The 13,463-nt window shown below is 55.0% G+C and carries 8 protein-coding genes; 2 read left to right on the forward strand and 6 right to left on the reverse strand.

Features of this window, described 5'->3' with window-relative positions; translation table 11 throughout:
* Position 1: 1 nt before the first annotated feature.
* Positions 2 to 1,675 carry a thiamine pyrophosphate-binding protein gene (locus ACR0BU_RS03405; RefSeq protein WP_480736253.1) on the forward strand — a complete coding sequence of 558 codons (1,674 nt, stop codon included), beginning with the start codon at positions 2 to 4 and terminating at the stop codon, positions 1,673 to 1,675.
* A gap of 2 nt (positions 1,676 to 1,677) precedes the next feature.
* Positions 1,678 to 3,147: an FAD-dependent tricarballylate dehydrogenase TcuA gene (tcuA, locus tag ACR0BU_RS03410; protein WP_480736251.1), complete on the forward strand. Its 1,470-nt coding sequence runs from the start codon at positions 1,678 to 1,680 to the stop codon at positions 3,145 to 3,147.
* Between the two features lie 134 nt (positions 3,148 to 3,281).
* Here tcuA and ACR0BU_RS03415 read toward each other — a convergent pair whose 3' ends face one another.
* From ACR0BU_RS03415 to ACR0BU_RS03440, 6 genes are all read right to left on the reverse strand, one after another.
* Positions 3,282 to 3,914 (reverse strand): tyrosine-type recombinase/integrase, encoded by a 633-nt coding sequence (locus ACR0BU_RS03415; protein WP_480736250.1) that lies wholly within the window; start codon positions 3,912 to 3,914, stop codon positions 3,282 to 3,284.
* A 1,012-nt stretch (positions 3,915 to 4,926) separates the two neighbouring features.
* Complete coding sequence (locus tag ACR0BU_RS03420) at positions 4,927 to 6,000, reverse strand: hypothetical protein (RefSeq protein ID WP_480736248.1); 1,074 nt, start codon at positions 5,998 to 6,000, stop codon at positions 4,927 to 4,929.
* A 71-nt stretch (positions 6,001 to 6,071) separates the two neighbouring features.
* Positions 6,072 to 7,907 (reverse strand): glycosyltransferase family 2 protein, encoded by a 1,836-nt coding sequence (locus ACR0BU_RS03425; protein WP_480736247.1) that lies wholly within the window; start codon positions 7,905 to 7,907, stop codon positions 6,072 to 6,074.
* Positions 7,904 to 9,442: a cellulose biosynthesis cyclic di-GMP-binding regulatory protein BcsB gene (locus ACR0BU_RS03430; protein WP_480736246.1), complete on the reverse strand. Its 1,539-nt coding sequence runs from the start codon at positions 9,440 to 9,442 to the stop codon at positions 7,904 to 7,906. Before ACR0BU_RS03430 ends, ACR0BU_RS03425 begins: the two co-directional genes overlap by 4 nt.
* Before the next feature lie 85 nt (positions 9,443 to 9,527).
* Positions 9,528 to 10,748 (reverse strand): NAD-dependent epimerase/dehydratase family protein, encoded by a 1,221-nt coding sequence (locus ACR0BU_RS03435; RefSeq protein ID WP_480736244.1) that lies wholly within the window; start codon positions 10,746 to 10,748, stop codon positions 9,528 to 9,530.
* A gap of 151 nt (positions 10,749 to 10,899) precedes the next feature.
* The gene (locus tag ACR0BU_RS03440; RefSeq protein ID WP_480736242.1) at positions 10,900 to 13,437 is read right to left on the reverse strand and encodes a hybrid sensor histidine kinase/response regulator; all 2,538 of its coding nucleotides are present in this window, start codon (positions 13,435 to 13,437) and stop codon (positions 10,900 to 10,902) included.
* Between the last annotated feature and the right edge of the window lie 26 nt (positions 13,438 to 13,463).

Genomic DNA, 13,463 nt, shown 5'->3' on the forward strand with positions numbered 1-13,463 from the left:
TATGAATACGATCAATGGCGGCGAAGCCGTATATCGCGTTTTGAGGGCCAATGGCACTGATACCGTTTTTGGCCTTCTGGGCGGGTCGATGTTGGAGCTTTATGACGCCATGTATCAGGGTGGCGAGATCGCCTATGTCGGTGCGCGGGATGAACGTGCAGCGGGCCATATGGCAGATGCCTGGGCGCGGATGACCGGCAAGCCGGGTGTGGTGCTGGGGGCGCAGGCCGGGCCCGGTGTCGTGAATATCGTGACCGCCGTGGCAGAGGCGCATCTGGCCTATTCACCGATGGTTGTCATCGCCGGAGCGATCACCCGTGCCGATCAATGCAAGGACACGTTTCAGGAGGTCGATCAGGTCGCCCTGTTCGCGCCAATAAGCAAACGCTCGGTGATGGTCACAGATCCTTCTCGGTTGGCCCCAATGCTGGAAGATGCGATCCGCTTGGCCAATACCGGTCGCCGTGGTCCGGTCGTGCTGCATGTGCCACGCGACCTCTTTGCCGAAGACGTGCCCGCAATTGATCCGAAGCCGCTTCAGATCGCCCGCCCGGGTCCTGCGGCACCCGCTGACATTGCGGCCATTTCCGAGCTGCTGGCAGGCGCTGAACGGCCTGTCATTTTTGCCGGTGGCGGTTTCAAATGGGGCATGGGTCGTGACGCGTTGACGGCGCTGGCCGAGGCGTTGGAAGTGCCGGTTGTGGCCTCGACCGGCCATGCCGACGTGATGCGCCACGGTCACCCCTGGTTTGCCGGTCAGGCCGGTCCACGCGGCAACCGCGTTGCCTCTCGCTTGACCAAAGAGGCGGATGTGATGGTGGTTTTAGGTGCGCGGCTTGGTTTCAACTCCACCTTCCACAGCAATGACTATGTCGGTGCGGACACGCGGATTGCCCATGTCGATGTGGAAGGTTCCGCCGTGGGTCGCTATTTCCCGGCAGAGATTGCAGCGCAAGGTGATGCAAGGCTGACGGCTGAGGCCTTGACGGCGCTGGCCGCGAAACCCGCTTGCGATGCATGGCGTGAGAGCTTTGCCGCAGATATGGAAAGCCTGCGCGCCGAACGTGCTGAAGAGGCGGCCATCGAAACCCTTCCCATGCACCCCCGCCGCGCTTTGGGCGAGCTGCGTGCGGCCTTGCCTGAAGATGCGATTGTGACGCTCGATACTGGCAATACCTGCCTTCAGGGGGCCGATCGCTTGGCCCATTACGCACCAATGTCGCTGATCACGCCGCTTGATTTTGGCCTTGTCGGCTTTGGTCTGTCTGCCGCGATCGGTGCCAAGGCCGCGACACCGGATCGCCCTGTCGTCGCGATCATGGGCGATGGCGCGGTTGGCTATACGATGATCGAAATCCAGACCGCCATTTCCCACAATCTTCCAATCACCATCGTGGTTCTGGATAACGAGGCCTGGGGGGCGGAAAAAGCCTATCAGCAGGAATTTTACGGCGGCCGCCTGCTAGGTGCCAAAATTCAGAGCCCGCGCTATGACAAATTCGCCGAACTTTGCGGCGGCAAAGGCATCTGGGTTGACGGCCCCGGCGGGATGGGCCCGGCCCTGCAAGAGGCCATTGCCTCGGGCGAAACCACAGTTATTCAAGCCAAAATCGATCCCGGAGCGCTTATGACGCTGCGCAAGGATCTGTTCAAAGCACCGCAGAAAGAGGCCTGACCATGAGCACCTGGGATACGATTGTCGTCGGCGCGGGCAACGCCGCGTTTTGTGCCGCACATGCCGCGCAGGAAAAGGGCGCGCGCGTTTTGATGCTGGAATGCGCACCCGAAGCTGAAAATGGCGGCAACTCGCGTTATACGGCTGGCGCCATCCGCTTTGCCTATGACGGCGTCGACGATATTCGCGCGCTTTGTCCCGACCTGTCTGAAGAGCAGATCGCGATCACCGATTTTGGAACCTATACCGAGGAACAGTTCTTTGACGACATGTTCCGTGTTACCAGATATCGCACGGATCCCGCCCTTTGCGAACGGCTCGTACGCTCGTCTCGCGAAACGATGCACTGGATGCGAGAAAAGGGCATCCGCTTCCTACCGATCTACGGTCGTCAGGCCTTCAAAGTCGATGGGCGTTTCAAATTCTGGGGCGGACTTACGCTCGAGGCATGGGGCGGCGGCGAAGGGCTCGTGGATGCCCATACGAAAATCGCCAAAGAGTCCGGCATAGAGATCCGCTATGAAACCCGCGCGGTTGAAATCCTGACCGATGGCCACGCGGTAACCGGGGTCAAGGTGCGCCACAAAGGCCAGATCGAGGAGCTGAGCGCCAAATCGGTTGTCGTTGCCGCAGGCGGGTTTCAGGCAAGCCCCGAGATGCGCACGCGCTATCTGGGTCCAGGCTGGGAAATGGCCCGCGTGCGCGGCTCACGGTTCAATACCGGCGAGGGCATCAAGATGGCCTTGGATATCGGCGCCTCGACCTATGGCAACTGGTCTGGCTGCCACGCAGTTGGCTGGGATTATAACGCGCCTGAATTCGGTGATCTGGATGTCGGCGACGGGTTCCAGAAACACTCCTACCCCTGGGGCATTATGGTCAACGCAACCGGCAAACGGTTTGTTGATGAGGGCGCGGATTTCCGCAACTACACTTACGCCAAATATGGCCGGGTCATTCTAAACCAACCCGATCAGTTTGCATGGCAGATCTTTGATTCCAAGGTCGCCCATATCCTGCGCGATGAATATCGGATTAAACGGGTGACCAAAATCACCGCACCGACGCTTGAGGCCCTGGCTGAGAAGCTCGAAGGGGTTGATCCACAGGGCTTCCTCGAAGAGATCAAAGCCTATAACGCCGCGGTTGATACCGACACGCCGTTTGATCCCAACGTCAAGGACGGGCGGGCCACCAAAGGCCTGGCGGTGCAGAAATCCAACTGGGCGAACACCATCGACGAAGGCCCATTTGAGGCCTATCAAGTTGGCTGCGGGATTACGTTCACCTTCGGTGGCCTGCGGATCGACCCCGACACCGCTCAAGTGCTCGACAATGACCTAACGCCGATCCCCGGCCTCTTTGCGGCGGGTGAACTGGTCGGCGGCGTGTTCTTCTTCAACTACCCTGGTGGTACAGGACTTATCAACGGATCAGTCTTTGGCCGACTGGCCGGCACCCACGCAGCATAGAAGTAAATTTGGTGCAGCGAGCAACAGCAGCAAAACAGTGGAATTCACGGCTTGGCTCAGAGTGAACTTACGCCCTTTGAAATACCGGCAACCGCTTCAAAATGGCGAACGGCAAAACCGTTCGCCAGGGTTCGTTAGATGTCGATGCGCTCGGCTATGCTCAAGGCATCTTCCAGTTCGACACCAAGGTAACGCACGGTGCTGTCGACTTTGGTGTGACCAAGGAGCAGTTGCACCGCGCGAAGGTTGCCAGTCTTACGATAGATCTCGGCAGCCTTTGTTCGGCGGAGCGAGTGTGTACCGTATCCACTCGGCTCCAAACCGATCGCCTTCACCCAGTCACGGACAAGTCGACCGTACTGACGCGCTGAGATGTGTGGTCGGTCGTAGAACCGGCTTGGGAACATGTACAGGCAAGCAAGCATCTCCGGATTTCTGGCCCAGGTCAGAACGGTTTCTCGCGTGTTTTCCGACAGTTCGAATTGAACAGGCCGCTTGGTTTTGCTCTGGATCACTGAAACACGTTCCCGGACGCGATCGTCTTTGACAAGATCAGTCACGGTTAGCTTGACCAGATCACAGCCTCGAAGCTTGCTGTCGATGGCGACGTTGAACAAAGCAAGGTCGCGTAGGTTGCCTGCAAGTTCGAGCCGCGCACGGATCGCCCACACCTGTTTTGGCAGAAGCGGACGTTTCTGCCCGATAATTCGCCCCTTGTTCCAAGCCTTGCGTTTTGGGGTGACTGCGGGAAGTTGGACTCTTGGCATGATTTGCCCTCCGATCCGCCCTCCAACCCCAATCATCAGCAGCGCGCTGACTGGGCGAGTGTACAAGCGGGACTGAACGCCAGTTTTAGGAAGCCAGCTAGATGGGCATGTTCTGCGTGCGCATTTGTCTGCAAGGAGCCTCAAAGAACAAGATGCCGCAATCAGTGCATATGTCCGCTAGTCTATGCAGAAAGAAGAAAACATCGAGGTGTTCATGGGTGCAGTGCTGTACGCTACGAGCCTCGAAAACTTAACCCATTTCTATCTTGCGATTGGGGGTTGTCAGGCTGACGGCACCGAAAATGAATTTCGCCATAGTCAATCAGTCAGGCGTCGAATTCATCGTCCTCCAAGCTCCAAAGAAAATAGCATCTCAGATCGTGATCGAGAAGGCACCTGCTGTGCGCTCTGCAACTCCGTGTAAATCAATATTGGAAATGTCCTTGATTGATGATGTGTTGCAATTCATAGCTGAGTTCGGAGGCAAGCCTGTTCCAGGTCCAAAGCTCTGGAAGTTCCGGCAATTCCTTGTCCAAGACATCGTCGACCCAGAGCGAAATGTCATCAAGATTTGGCAAGCGGCGCAATTTCAAAGCCGCCGTTTGTGCAACTTAAGCGCACGGTGGCTTCCTCCGCGACTTCTAGACTGCCGCTTTCAACCTCGCTGAAACCCGAACGAATGGCGGTTCTTCTCGCTGCGAGCGCGCGCAGCGAAAAAACTGAATTCACAGGTTGGGCTCGAAACAGACGTTCTCCGCGCGCAGGATCAATGACTGCTATCCGGCGACTAAAGTAATGGTCCGTTGGCTCCGCAGGGGACTGACCACTCAACCAGAGATCGCTTCACATAACACCCCTTCAGCGACGTTCGTGGCTAGTCGCGAAGTAACGAAACAACAGGTGGTTGTTTGCGTCCGACGCTCTAACGAAGTGCGCACAGTCGGATCTCTTCGGTCGACTCGCAATAGTCTGAGCCTGTCTGCATATGATCTTCCATTTGCTCCGCCACTTTTCATGACCCCGGATGCGCAATATTGTCGATTTTGCCGCCATGCTTTTCCTTTGCAATTGCACCTGCCATGGTCCGTACGGTTGCTCCGCGCAGTGGACCTGATGCGCAAATTGACCAAAGCTCGCGATCCCTGCAAAAACGGTTTTGAGCCTTGATTGTACGTGTGGTCATCATCCCATCGATCCTGCCCCGGTAATAGCCCAAGGTGCGCAGCTCTTTCTGTAATATACGAACCCACGCATTCTTGTTGATCCAAAAAGCCGTACTTGCTGCCTTGGCGTAGTTTTCTGGTTGAGTGCCTTCAAGAATCTCCTCCACTTCCAACCAGAATTGGCTGGGATGCATGTCTGCGGCAAGCCTAATCAGCTCCGGCGACAATACCCGATCAGGAACGCCAGGAACTTCCGCGAGCATGGCACGCGTATGAATAGTCTCTTCGCTTCTATCAGGCTGCGAAGACAGATACACAAGCGCAACTGCGGCGTACTTCGCGTCACCCGCAAGGCCTGCACGCACAACTTGATCTACAGCGGTATCTGGTGCAGGTCCTCTTAAACGTTTCCAGTTTACGCGCACCACTAAATCGCGTGCAGCATTTTGGTCACCGCTCTGCGCCATGCGCTCCAAGATCGCTCGTCCTTGCTTGATGTCTGAAGCGGTGCCAAACTTGCGATCAATGTGGGCAGTTGCAAAAAGGCGTTCTGCGCCGGGTTGGTTGTCGCTGACACCAGCTTGGAGTAGCTCGAATGCAACATCACCCCGTCCCAACTCCATTTCTACCCGAGCCAGAGACGCGGTGGACCAAGGATGACCAGCATCGACGGCGCTCGCATACCAATGACGCGCCACTTCTAGGTCTTTTTGCGTGCCGATCCCTTTTCGGAAGTAGTATCCGACCCGATCGATTGCTGGAACGTACCCACTTTCTGCCAATGATGTCATTGCGGCATATGTTGCAATTGGATTGGTCTGCTCCTGCTTGACAAGAGTCTTGAATTGTAAGCGTTGTTCCTGAGCAGCGCCCACATTCGCCAAAGTCAAAGCTAAGGTAGCGGCCAAAGCTATTTGTTTCATTTTACGCTCCTCTACTTAATCCCGTAGTTTGTGTCGGCCAATCTTCCGTGGCAGAGAATGAAATGTCGTCATCATGCTACGCGTATGGGCTTGTCCGAGACGATGTCGCGTCGGATTGCAAGCTCAAGGTTTTCGGCGCGGATATCGATCAGAATGCTGAGCATGGATTCGAGAGTGAAATACGCCCGTAGTACCCGGAATATCAGGTATTCTGGCAGCGCAAGGATGCCGCGTGGCACGCCATTTAGCAGCGAAGCAACCACCGCGACGATTGCGGGCGCGCCTGTGGTCACAGCGATGATCGACTGCCAAACGATAGGAGTGTTTTCGTTGAACGCGACGCCCCACTCCAAGACACCAAAGATTATCAGGGGCACAAGCATCGCTCGACGTGCTGAGTTTACCAGCATGTAGGGCAGGATCACCTTGCCCCTCAACGTCACATTTGGTCCATAGATCAGGTCCCGACAGCGCGACGAGATGTGGTAGATTGAGCGAAACCAACGCATGCGTTGCTCGCGCATATGGCTGTAGGATGACGGCACCTCGGAGATATAGCGGATCTTGGGATCGACAACCGAGTGGAAGCCCAGCTCACCAATACGCAGCGAAATATCGGTGTCTTCGCCATTCATCCCTTCGACAAAACCGCCCAGGTAGCGTGGATGATGCGTGCGGTAGACAACGAACATGCCCGGTATACCCACAACTCCATTCACGGCCCCCATGGCAACTGAGTAGAAGCCGTGTTTCACGAGAACTTCTAACAGGCGCGCCCGGTCAAAAAGGGCCCCACCTGGCGGTACGGGTACGCCCCCAACAACACCAACGGTGGGATCGGTGAAGTAAGGCATAGCTCGGGTAAAGTTATCTTCACCCACAAGCGTGTCGGCATCGACACGCACAAGAAACTCGGTCTCGCACGCATCAAGACCTGCGTTGAGAGCGTTCGACTTGCCGGGCTTTGGAACATTGATCACGCGTCCTTTGGCAGCCTTGCAAGACAAGAGTGTTTCACGCGCGATCTCTTCTGTGTCGTCGGTGGAATTGTTGTTCATAATTAGGATGTTAACTTCACCACCATAGTGGTGGGCAGCGCGGTCCATCGCGTTGATTGTATCTTTGATGATGTAGGATTCATTGTGTGCAGGCACGATGACCGAAACGGGTGGGTTAAACCTGGGCGTCTTGGCGGTCACTACATCGTAGATCGCAAGCAGATAGAGCTGCCCAAATAGAACCGGCAGGAACAGGAACACACCCGGACCAATGCCGCCTAGCAGTGTCAAGTTGCGCATCACTTCGACCGCATGCAGATCCATACCACCAACCCACATCGCGACTATCGCCGCGATGCCAATTGTGACGCCAAGGCGCAATAAGGCACGCATCTGACTAACTGGGATATGCTCGACCCGGATGCGGGCAGGCATGAAGCCCCGCTCAAGCAGTTTGAACGAATAGACCGCGAAGCCGAACAGCCCAGAGGCAATGGCACTGAAATGCAGGGAGAATGATGACCCGAGGAGATTTTCTGCCAAGGCGTTTGCCAGATCGAAAACAGCGCAGCCTGCCAGGAAGGTTAGTACCAGATCGAGGCCGAACATCGAACGCCCACGTATGTCGCCGGAGCTGAAGGCAGCGAAAGCAACAAAGAATGAGATAAGAAAGATCCGGATCGCAATTGCGTGCCGTCCCGAATGGGCCGAAAACACGTAGTCACGGTTTGGAAACACCTGTGCAACAAGATCAGTGTTCACTATCCAAAGCTGTGTTGTCGCAAGCAGTGCAAACATCGCCAGCATTTTGGGTGCCTGCCATTCTGAAACCGGTCCTGCAAAGCGTTTGGGCGCGCTGTCGACCGAGACAAAGTTGATCTGCTCGCGCTTGTCATCAAGGTCACTCATCCGTCCGCCTCCGGTAATGATGGCACGGTGGGTGAAACCAGCAGTGCGAGACCGACATGCGACACTGTTTCGTTCTGTTGTAATTTTCTAACGGACAAGCCTTGGGTGACGGTGACCAACCAGGTGGGGCCAGCTTCAGTTAGAGGCGGGGTAGGGTGGTTAGGGCTCAGAACAGTGATGTGAACCTTCCTGCCGGCCGGTTTGAGTTCAACACCAGCAGGTACCACCTTGTGCAATATGCGGCTCACCACGCTAGCGTCCAGCGCCGTCAACTCTGAGGTCATCGCAATGTTCACTGGCCCTACGTTTTGCAAAGCGGATTGCAGACCCGACAGGTCGTCAGCAAAGGGCGTCTCACCAACGATCAAACGGGAATCAGGTAGCAACTCGGCCACAAGTTCAGGACCCAGATCACAAACGCCGTCTTGCGGAGCGGTCGTTGTCGCCACCACTTCGAGCGTGTTTGAGGCGACCTGAATATCAGAAGGGAGATCAATCAACGCGCGGTACTCGGCATGAGCCCCTGTGGTATGTTCTTGAAAGACAAGCCGGTTGTTTAGCGTTACGGTGAGAGACCAATTCTGACCATGCATGAGGCGCCCAAGCAGCATGCGCAAATCCAACTGGTTGGGTATGTACTGTCCGCCGCGGCCCCCCAAATCGAACCGTTCACGCCATAAAGCCTGCCTATAAAAGCGGCGCAAACCGACATTCGTTCTTTTGCGGGGTAACGCATTTCCTGCGTTGGTATGTAATTCGGTTTCAGGAAAGGCTGGAAGTGCCGCGCGTAGCTCGAGGGTACTTAGAGCTGGTTCTTGTGAGGACGGAGCAAACATGGTTGCAAGGCCCCGTCGCTGGAACTGGGTTGCCAACACCATGCGGCGAAGCTGTTCGTCCTTTTTCAGCCAATCGGGCCATGCAACGCGCACGACATTACCCCAGGCATGCACCTGATCGCGTACACTTTGCAGCGGTCGATCCAGCGTCAAAAAAACAGCACTGGTCGTTTCGATCTCAACAACGGCTTCGAAACCGTCCTGCGAACCACACTGGAGTTGAGTGCCAGTGCCCTGCAGCGAGAAGGAAACGACCAGTTGGTTCCCTGCAAAGTCTGTCGTTGAGAGAGGAATTTGCAGAGAACGTCCCACCTCGCCTGAACGCAGCAGCATCTCGCCTCGGCGGGTATTGTTGATTGAGATGCGTAGCACCCCTTCAACCCCATCCAGAACCTGAGAAGTTGCATCGATTTGGAGGTATCCAGACGTCGGGCGTGCATCCACTGGCATCATGAATGCGACGCTCTGGTAGGCGGGAAAACCGGATAAAATGACTGGATTGTCGGGATCGGCGCGCAATATCACTGCTTCGTACAAATCTTGTGCTTTGGCGGGTGTACGGTGCTCAAACACCAATTGCGGGCCGGACGTTACTTCATGGATGTAGCGTTTTCCTTGTTCCAGAATGTTCATTGTCGATAGCAGGAGGGCTATACCTGCCAAGAGAAATCCCATGAGCCCAATGCCAATCATGCGCATGTTTTTCACTGTAATTTAATGGTTACAAAAACCGCTCGCGTTAGGCCCACCTCCAAGCAGGTCCAACGCGAGCGGTGCGAAGTTGTCAGGCCACTTTGCGTGGCTTTGGAGAGACGATTCCTGGACGTTGCTTGTGGGTCCAGGTGGATACACAAGGGATCATCTTATGAATGCACCGGTCTGCGTATTTTGCGGCAATCTTTTGTGTTTCATCGATCAAGCCTTCGGCCAGCGTGATCGGCTTCAGACCTAGAGAGAGAAAAGTTTTGTTTGAAACACGCAGATCGTTTTCAGCAGCTTCGTTGCGGGGGTTTTCCACGTTGGCGATAAGCGCGCCGGAAACATCAGAAACCAGTTTGGCTAACTCGCGCACGGTATGCGTTTCGGTCATTTGGTTCAGGATGGCAACCTTGCCGTACTTTTCAGGCGGGTTTTCAACGGCCAGGGCAAGGCACTTCACCGTGTCCTGTATGTGGATGAAAGCCCGTGTCTGGCCACCTGTGCCGTGTACGGTAAGCGGATGACCAACGACGGCTTGCATCAAAAAGCGATTCAATACCGTTCCGTAATCCCCGTCATAGTCGAAGCGGTTGATCAGGCGTTCGTCCAGTTTGGTTTCGTCCGTTTGAGTCCCCCAAACGATACCTTGGTGCAGGTCGGTGATCCGCAGCCGATCGTTCTTGGCGTAGAACTGGAACAGCAGCTGATCCATGGATTTGGTCAGATGGTACACGCTGCCGGGGTTGGTCGGGTACAAGATATCACGCTTGGTGATCTGCTTATCGTCACCAGGGACATAGACCGGCAGGTAGCCTTCAGGGATTTCCAACCCGTCATCATCGTACCCATAGACGCCCATGGTGCCGAGGTGGACAAAGTGTGGATCCAAACCCAGCTCGACCGATGCCGCAAGTAGGTTGTGAGTGCCCGAAATGTTGTTGTCGACCGTGTAGCGTTTCTCACCGACACCCTTCATCGAATATGGCGCGGCGCGTTGCTCGCCAAAATGCACAATGGTGTCTGGTTTGATCGTGTCCAGCAAAGTGGTGACAGCGTCAAAATCCTCTGCAATGTCGATGTTCTCAAATGCAATGGTATTGCCTGAATGCTCTTTCCATGCGGCCAGTCGATCATCCATGGAGGCAATCGGCGTCAGGCTGTCAGCGCCCAACGCCGCATCAATTTCACGGCGCGACATGTTGTCGACGATAGTAATGTTATGACCCAGCTTTGATAGGTGGAGCGCCGTTGGCCAGCCACAGAATCCGTCGCCACCGACCACTATGATGTTTTTTGAATCTTTCATTTTGATGTTCCTCTGCGCGGGCCCCTCCAGGCGACCCTGTTCAAGATGAACTCAGGTGTAGAGGCCCGGAGCGAAATGCGCCGGGGTGCGAGAGTATAGATTGGGGGGAATAGGAATGGGGCAGCTATCCCGACGGATAGGGTAGGTAGCCCTATGGGGCGTCTGCGCCTTGGATTATAGCGCTATCAAGTACCGATTTTGACTTTGTCGCCTCGGCGTCCAGTGTTTCGGCCCAGGTCCGCGTTGCCGTGAGTTTTCCATCGCGCGCGTCAAGTTCCAGCTTTTGCAAAGTATCGTGTAGTTCAATCTGCCCTAGAAGAGACGCCGCGCCCTTGGCCCTATGGGCTGCTTCTGCAAAAGCCAGCATATCGGGCGGGTCGCTCGCTGCGCGAAGGTCCGCCGCAAATGTAGCCATCTCGGACAGAAATTTTTCTGCGATGGTTGCGACCTTGGCGCTGCCGAGCAATTTGATCATCTCCACAAGCGCTTCGGGAAAGTGTGCCGTATCCGGTTTGGACAAATGCTTGGACGTCACTTCCGCAACAATGTTGTGTAGGGCCTCCAGCCTGATGGGCTTGGTGTGAAAACGATCCATGCCCGCAGCTACAGACCTTTCACGGAACTCTTCGCGCCCATGGGCTGTTAAGCCGACAATATGTGTCCCGGCGTTTATCCCGTTACCGTGGCGCAAGCGTTGGGTTGCTTCGATCCCGTCCATGACTGGCATGCTAATGTCCATCAAGATAATGTCGAAAGCTTCATTCTTGGCCTTTTGCAGGCAATCTTCGCCGTTAACTGCCTCGTGTACCTTGTGCCCCATGGCCGTTAGCATGTCGCCAAGAACGCTACGGTTGATGCTGTTATCTTCGACAATAAGGATGTTGCATGAGGGTGCTTGCTTGGCGTTTTTGGCTAGGTTATCACTGCCAACTCGAGTCACAGGTTCCGTGCGTCGCAAGGATAAAGTTAAGATAAACACCGATCCCGCACCTTCGACACTTTTAAGGGATACATCCCCGCCCATGGCACGTGCGATACGACGAGAGATGGACAAACCCAGACCATCCCCACGAGCCTGGCGACCCTCGCTACTCGCGAGGGCAATAAAATCCTCAAACACCTGCTCATGCTTTTCGGCGGGAATGCCGATGCCGGTATCGATCACTTCGAAACGAAGTGAAGAGGCTTCGGAGCCGTGAATACCGTCTACACGTAATGTGATCTCGCCAACTTCAGTGAATTTGATGGCGTTGCCGATCAGATTGGTTAGTATCTGGCGAATTCGCCCGGAATCACCGTGATATGGACTCTGCATTGTCGGATCTATGTCAAGTTTGATGGCCAAATTTTTCTCATCGGCGAGCGGTTCGAACAGGTCGACTAACGCTTGCATAAGCTCTGTTAGATCAAAGGCTTCGGAGTTCAGTTGCAAATTGCCCGTTTCAATCCGAGTGATGTCGAGTGCTTCGTTCACATGTTCCAGCAAAATCTCGCTGGAAGATGTCGCAATTCGGGTGTAGCGAGCCTGTTGGTCGTTTAGGCGGGTAGTCTTAAGCAGATCAAGCACACCCAAGATACCGTTCAGCGGGGTGCGCATTTCGTGGCTCATTACTGTCATGAACTGTGACTTGGCCTTATCCGTCCGTTCGGCCCGGTCGCGGGCATCAATCAGCTTTTGCTCGGTGATCTTACGTTCGCTGATATCGCGGATGTAAGCGATGAACGTAATGTCATCACCACTATGCGTGGTTGTAATGTTTAGTTCGACGGGGAACTCCTCGCCACTTTTGCGCAATGCGGAAAGCTCAACACGGCCAGCATCCACGACACGTGGCATGCCCGTCTCAAGGTAACGCTTCATCCCATTGTGGTGCGCATCGCGCATTCGATGAGGGATGAACGTGTCGTCCATCGTCAATCCGACAATCTCGTCGCGCCCCCAACCAAAAACACGTTCGGCAGAGGCGTTGAAGTCGATAATCCGCCCAGAACTATCTGCAGTCACAATGGCATCAAGAGAAGCAGCGACAGTCGAGGTCAGTTGCTTTGACGATGCGGACAATGCTGCGTCCCTGCGTGCTGAGCGTTGCAAAAGACGATCCAGGAAAAGCATCAGAAGCGCCATGAGGATCAACAAGCCAATCGCAATACCTCCGGTTCGAGACAACTGACTGGCTAACTCAGCACGCCGGTCTTCGGAACGTTCGGCACCTAAACGGACTCCCAACAATGCAAGCTCTCGAACAAAAGGGCGAACGTCACGTACCAAACTTTTCAATTCAAGCAGCTTCGTTTCGTCCAGCGGGTCCGTTGAATCCAAAATCTCAACGGCATCGTCCGCAAACGCATTGATTGGCTCAATCAAATCAGCTGCTTCGGTACTGTCACCAAAAATTTCGCGTGCCCGCCCAGAATTGACAACGTTCAAACGGCTTAACGCAATATCTGCTCGCAATTGTACTTGGTCGGAGAAGCTTTTCTGTGTGGCGGCTTGCTCGGTCAGAATGGTGTCGAGGTTCGCAAACTCTATGTCGAGCTGCGAAATGCTCCACTGGATGTTGTCTTCATCAGCGCTCGACAGGTCGCGCACTTGTGATAGCAGGTTCGAGACCATTATGGCGAACAAGATGATCAACAGGCAGATGCCTGCCAATACCAAGAGACGGTATCGGTTCAACTCCGGCTTCAAGTGCAACCTCCTGTTTGAGGTCACCG

The organism is Ruegeria sp. CK2 (assembly GCF_056536585.1).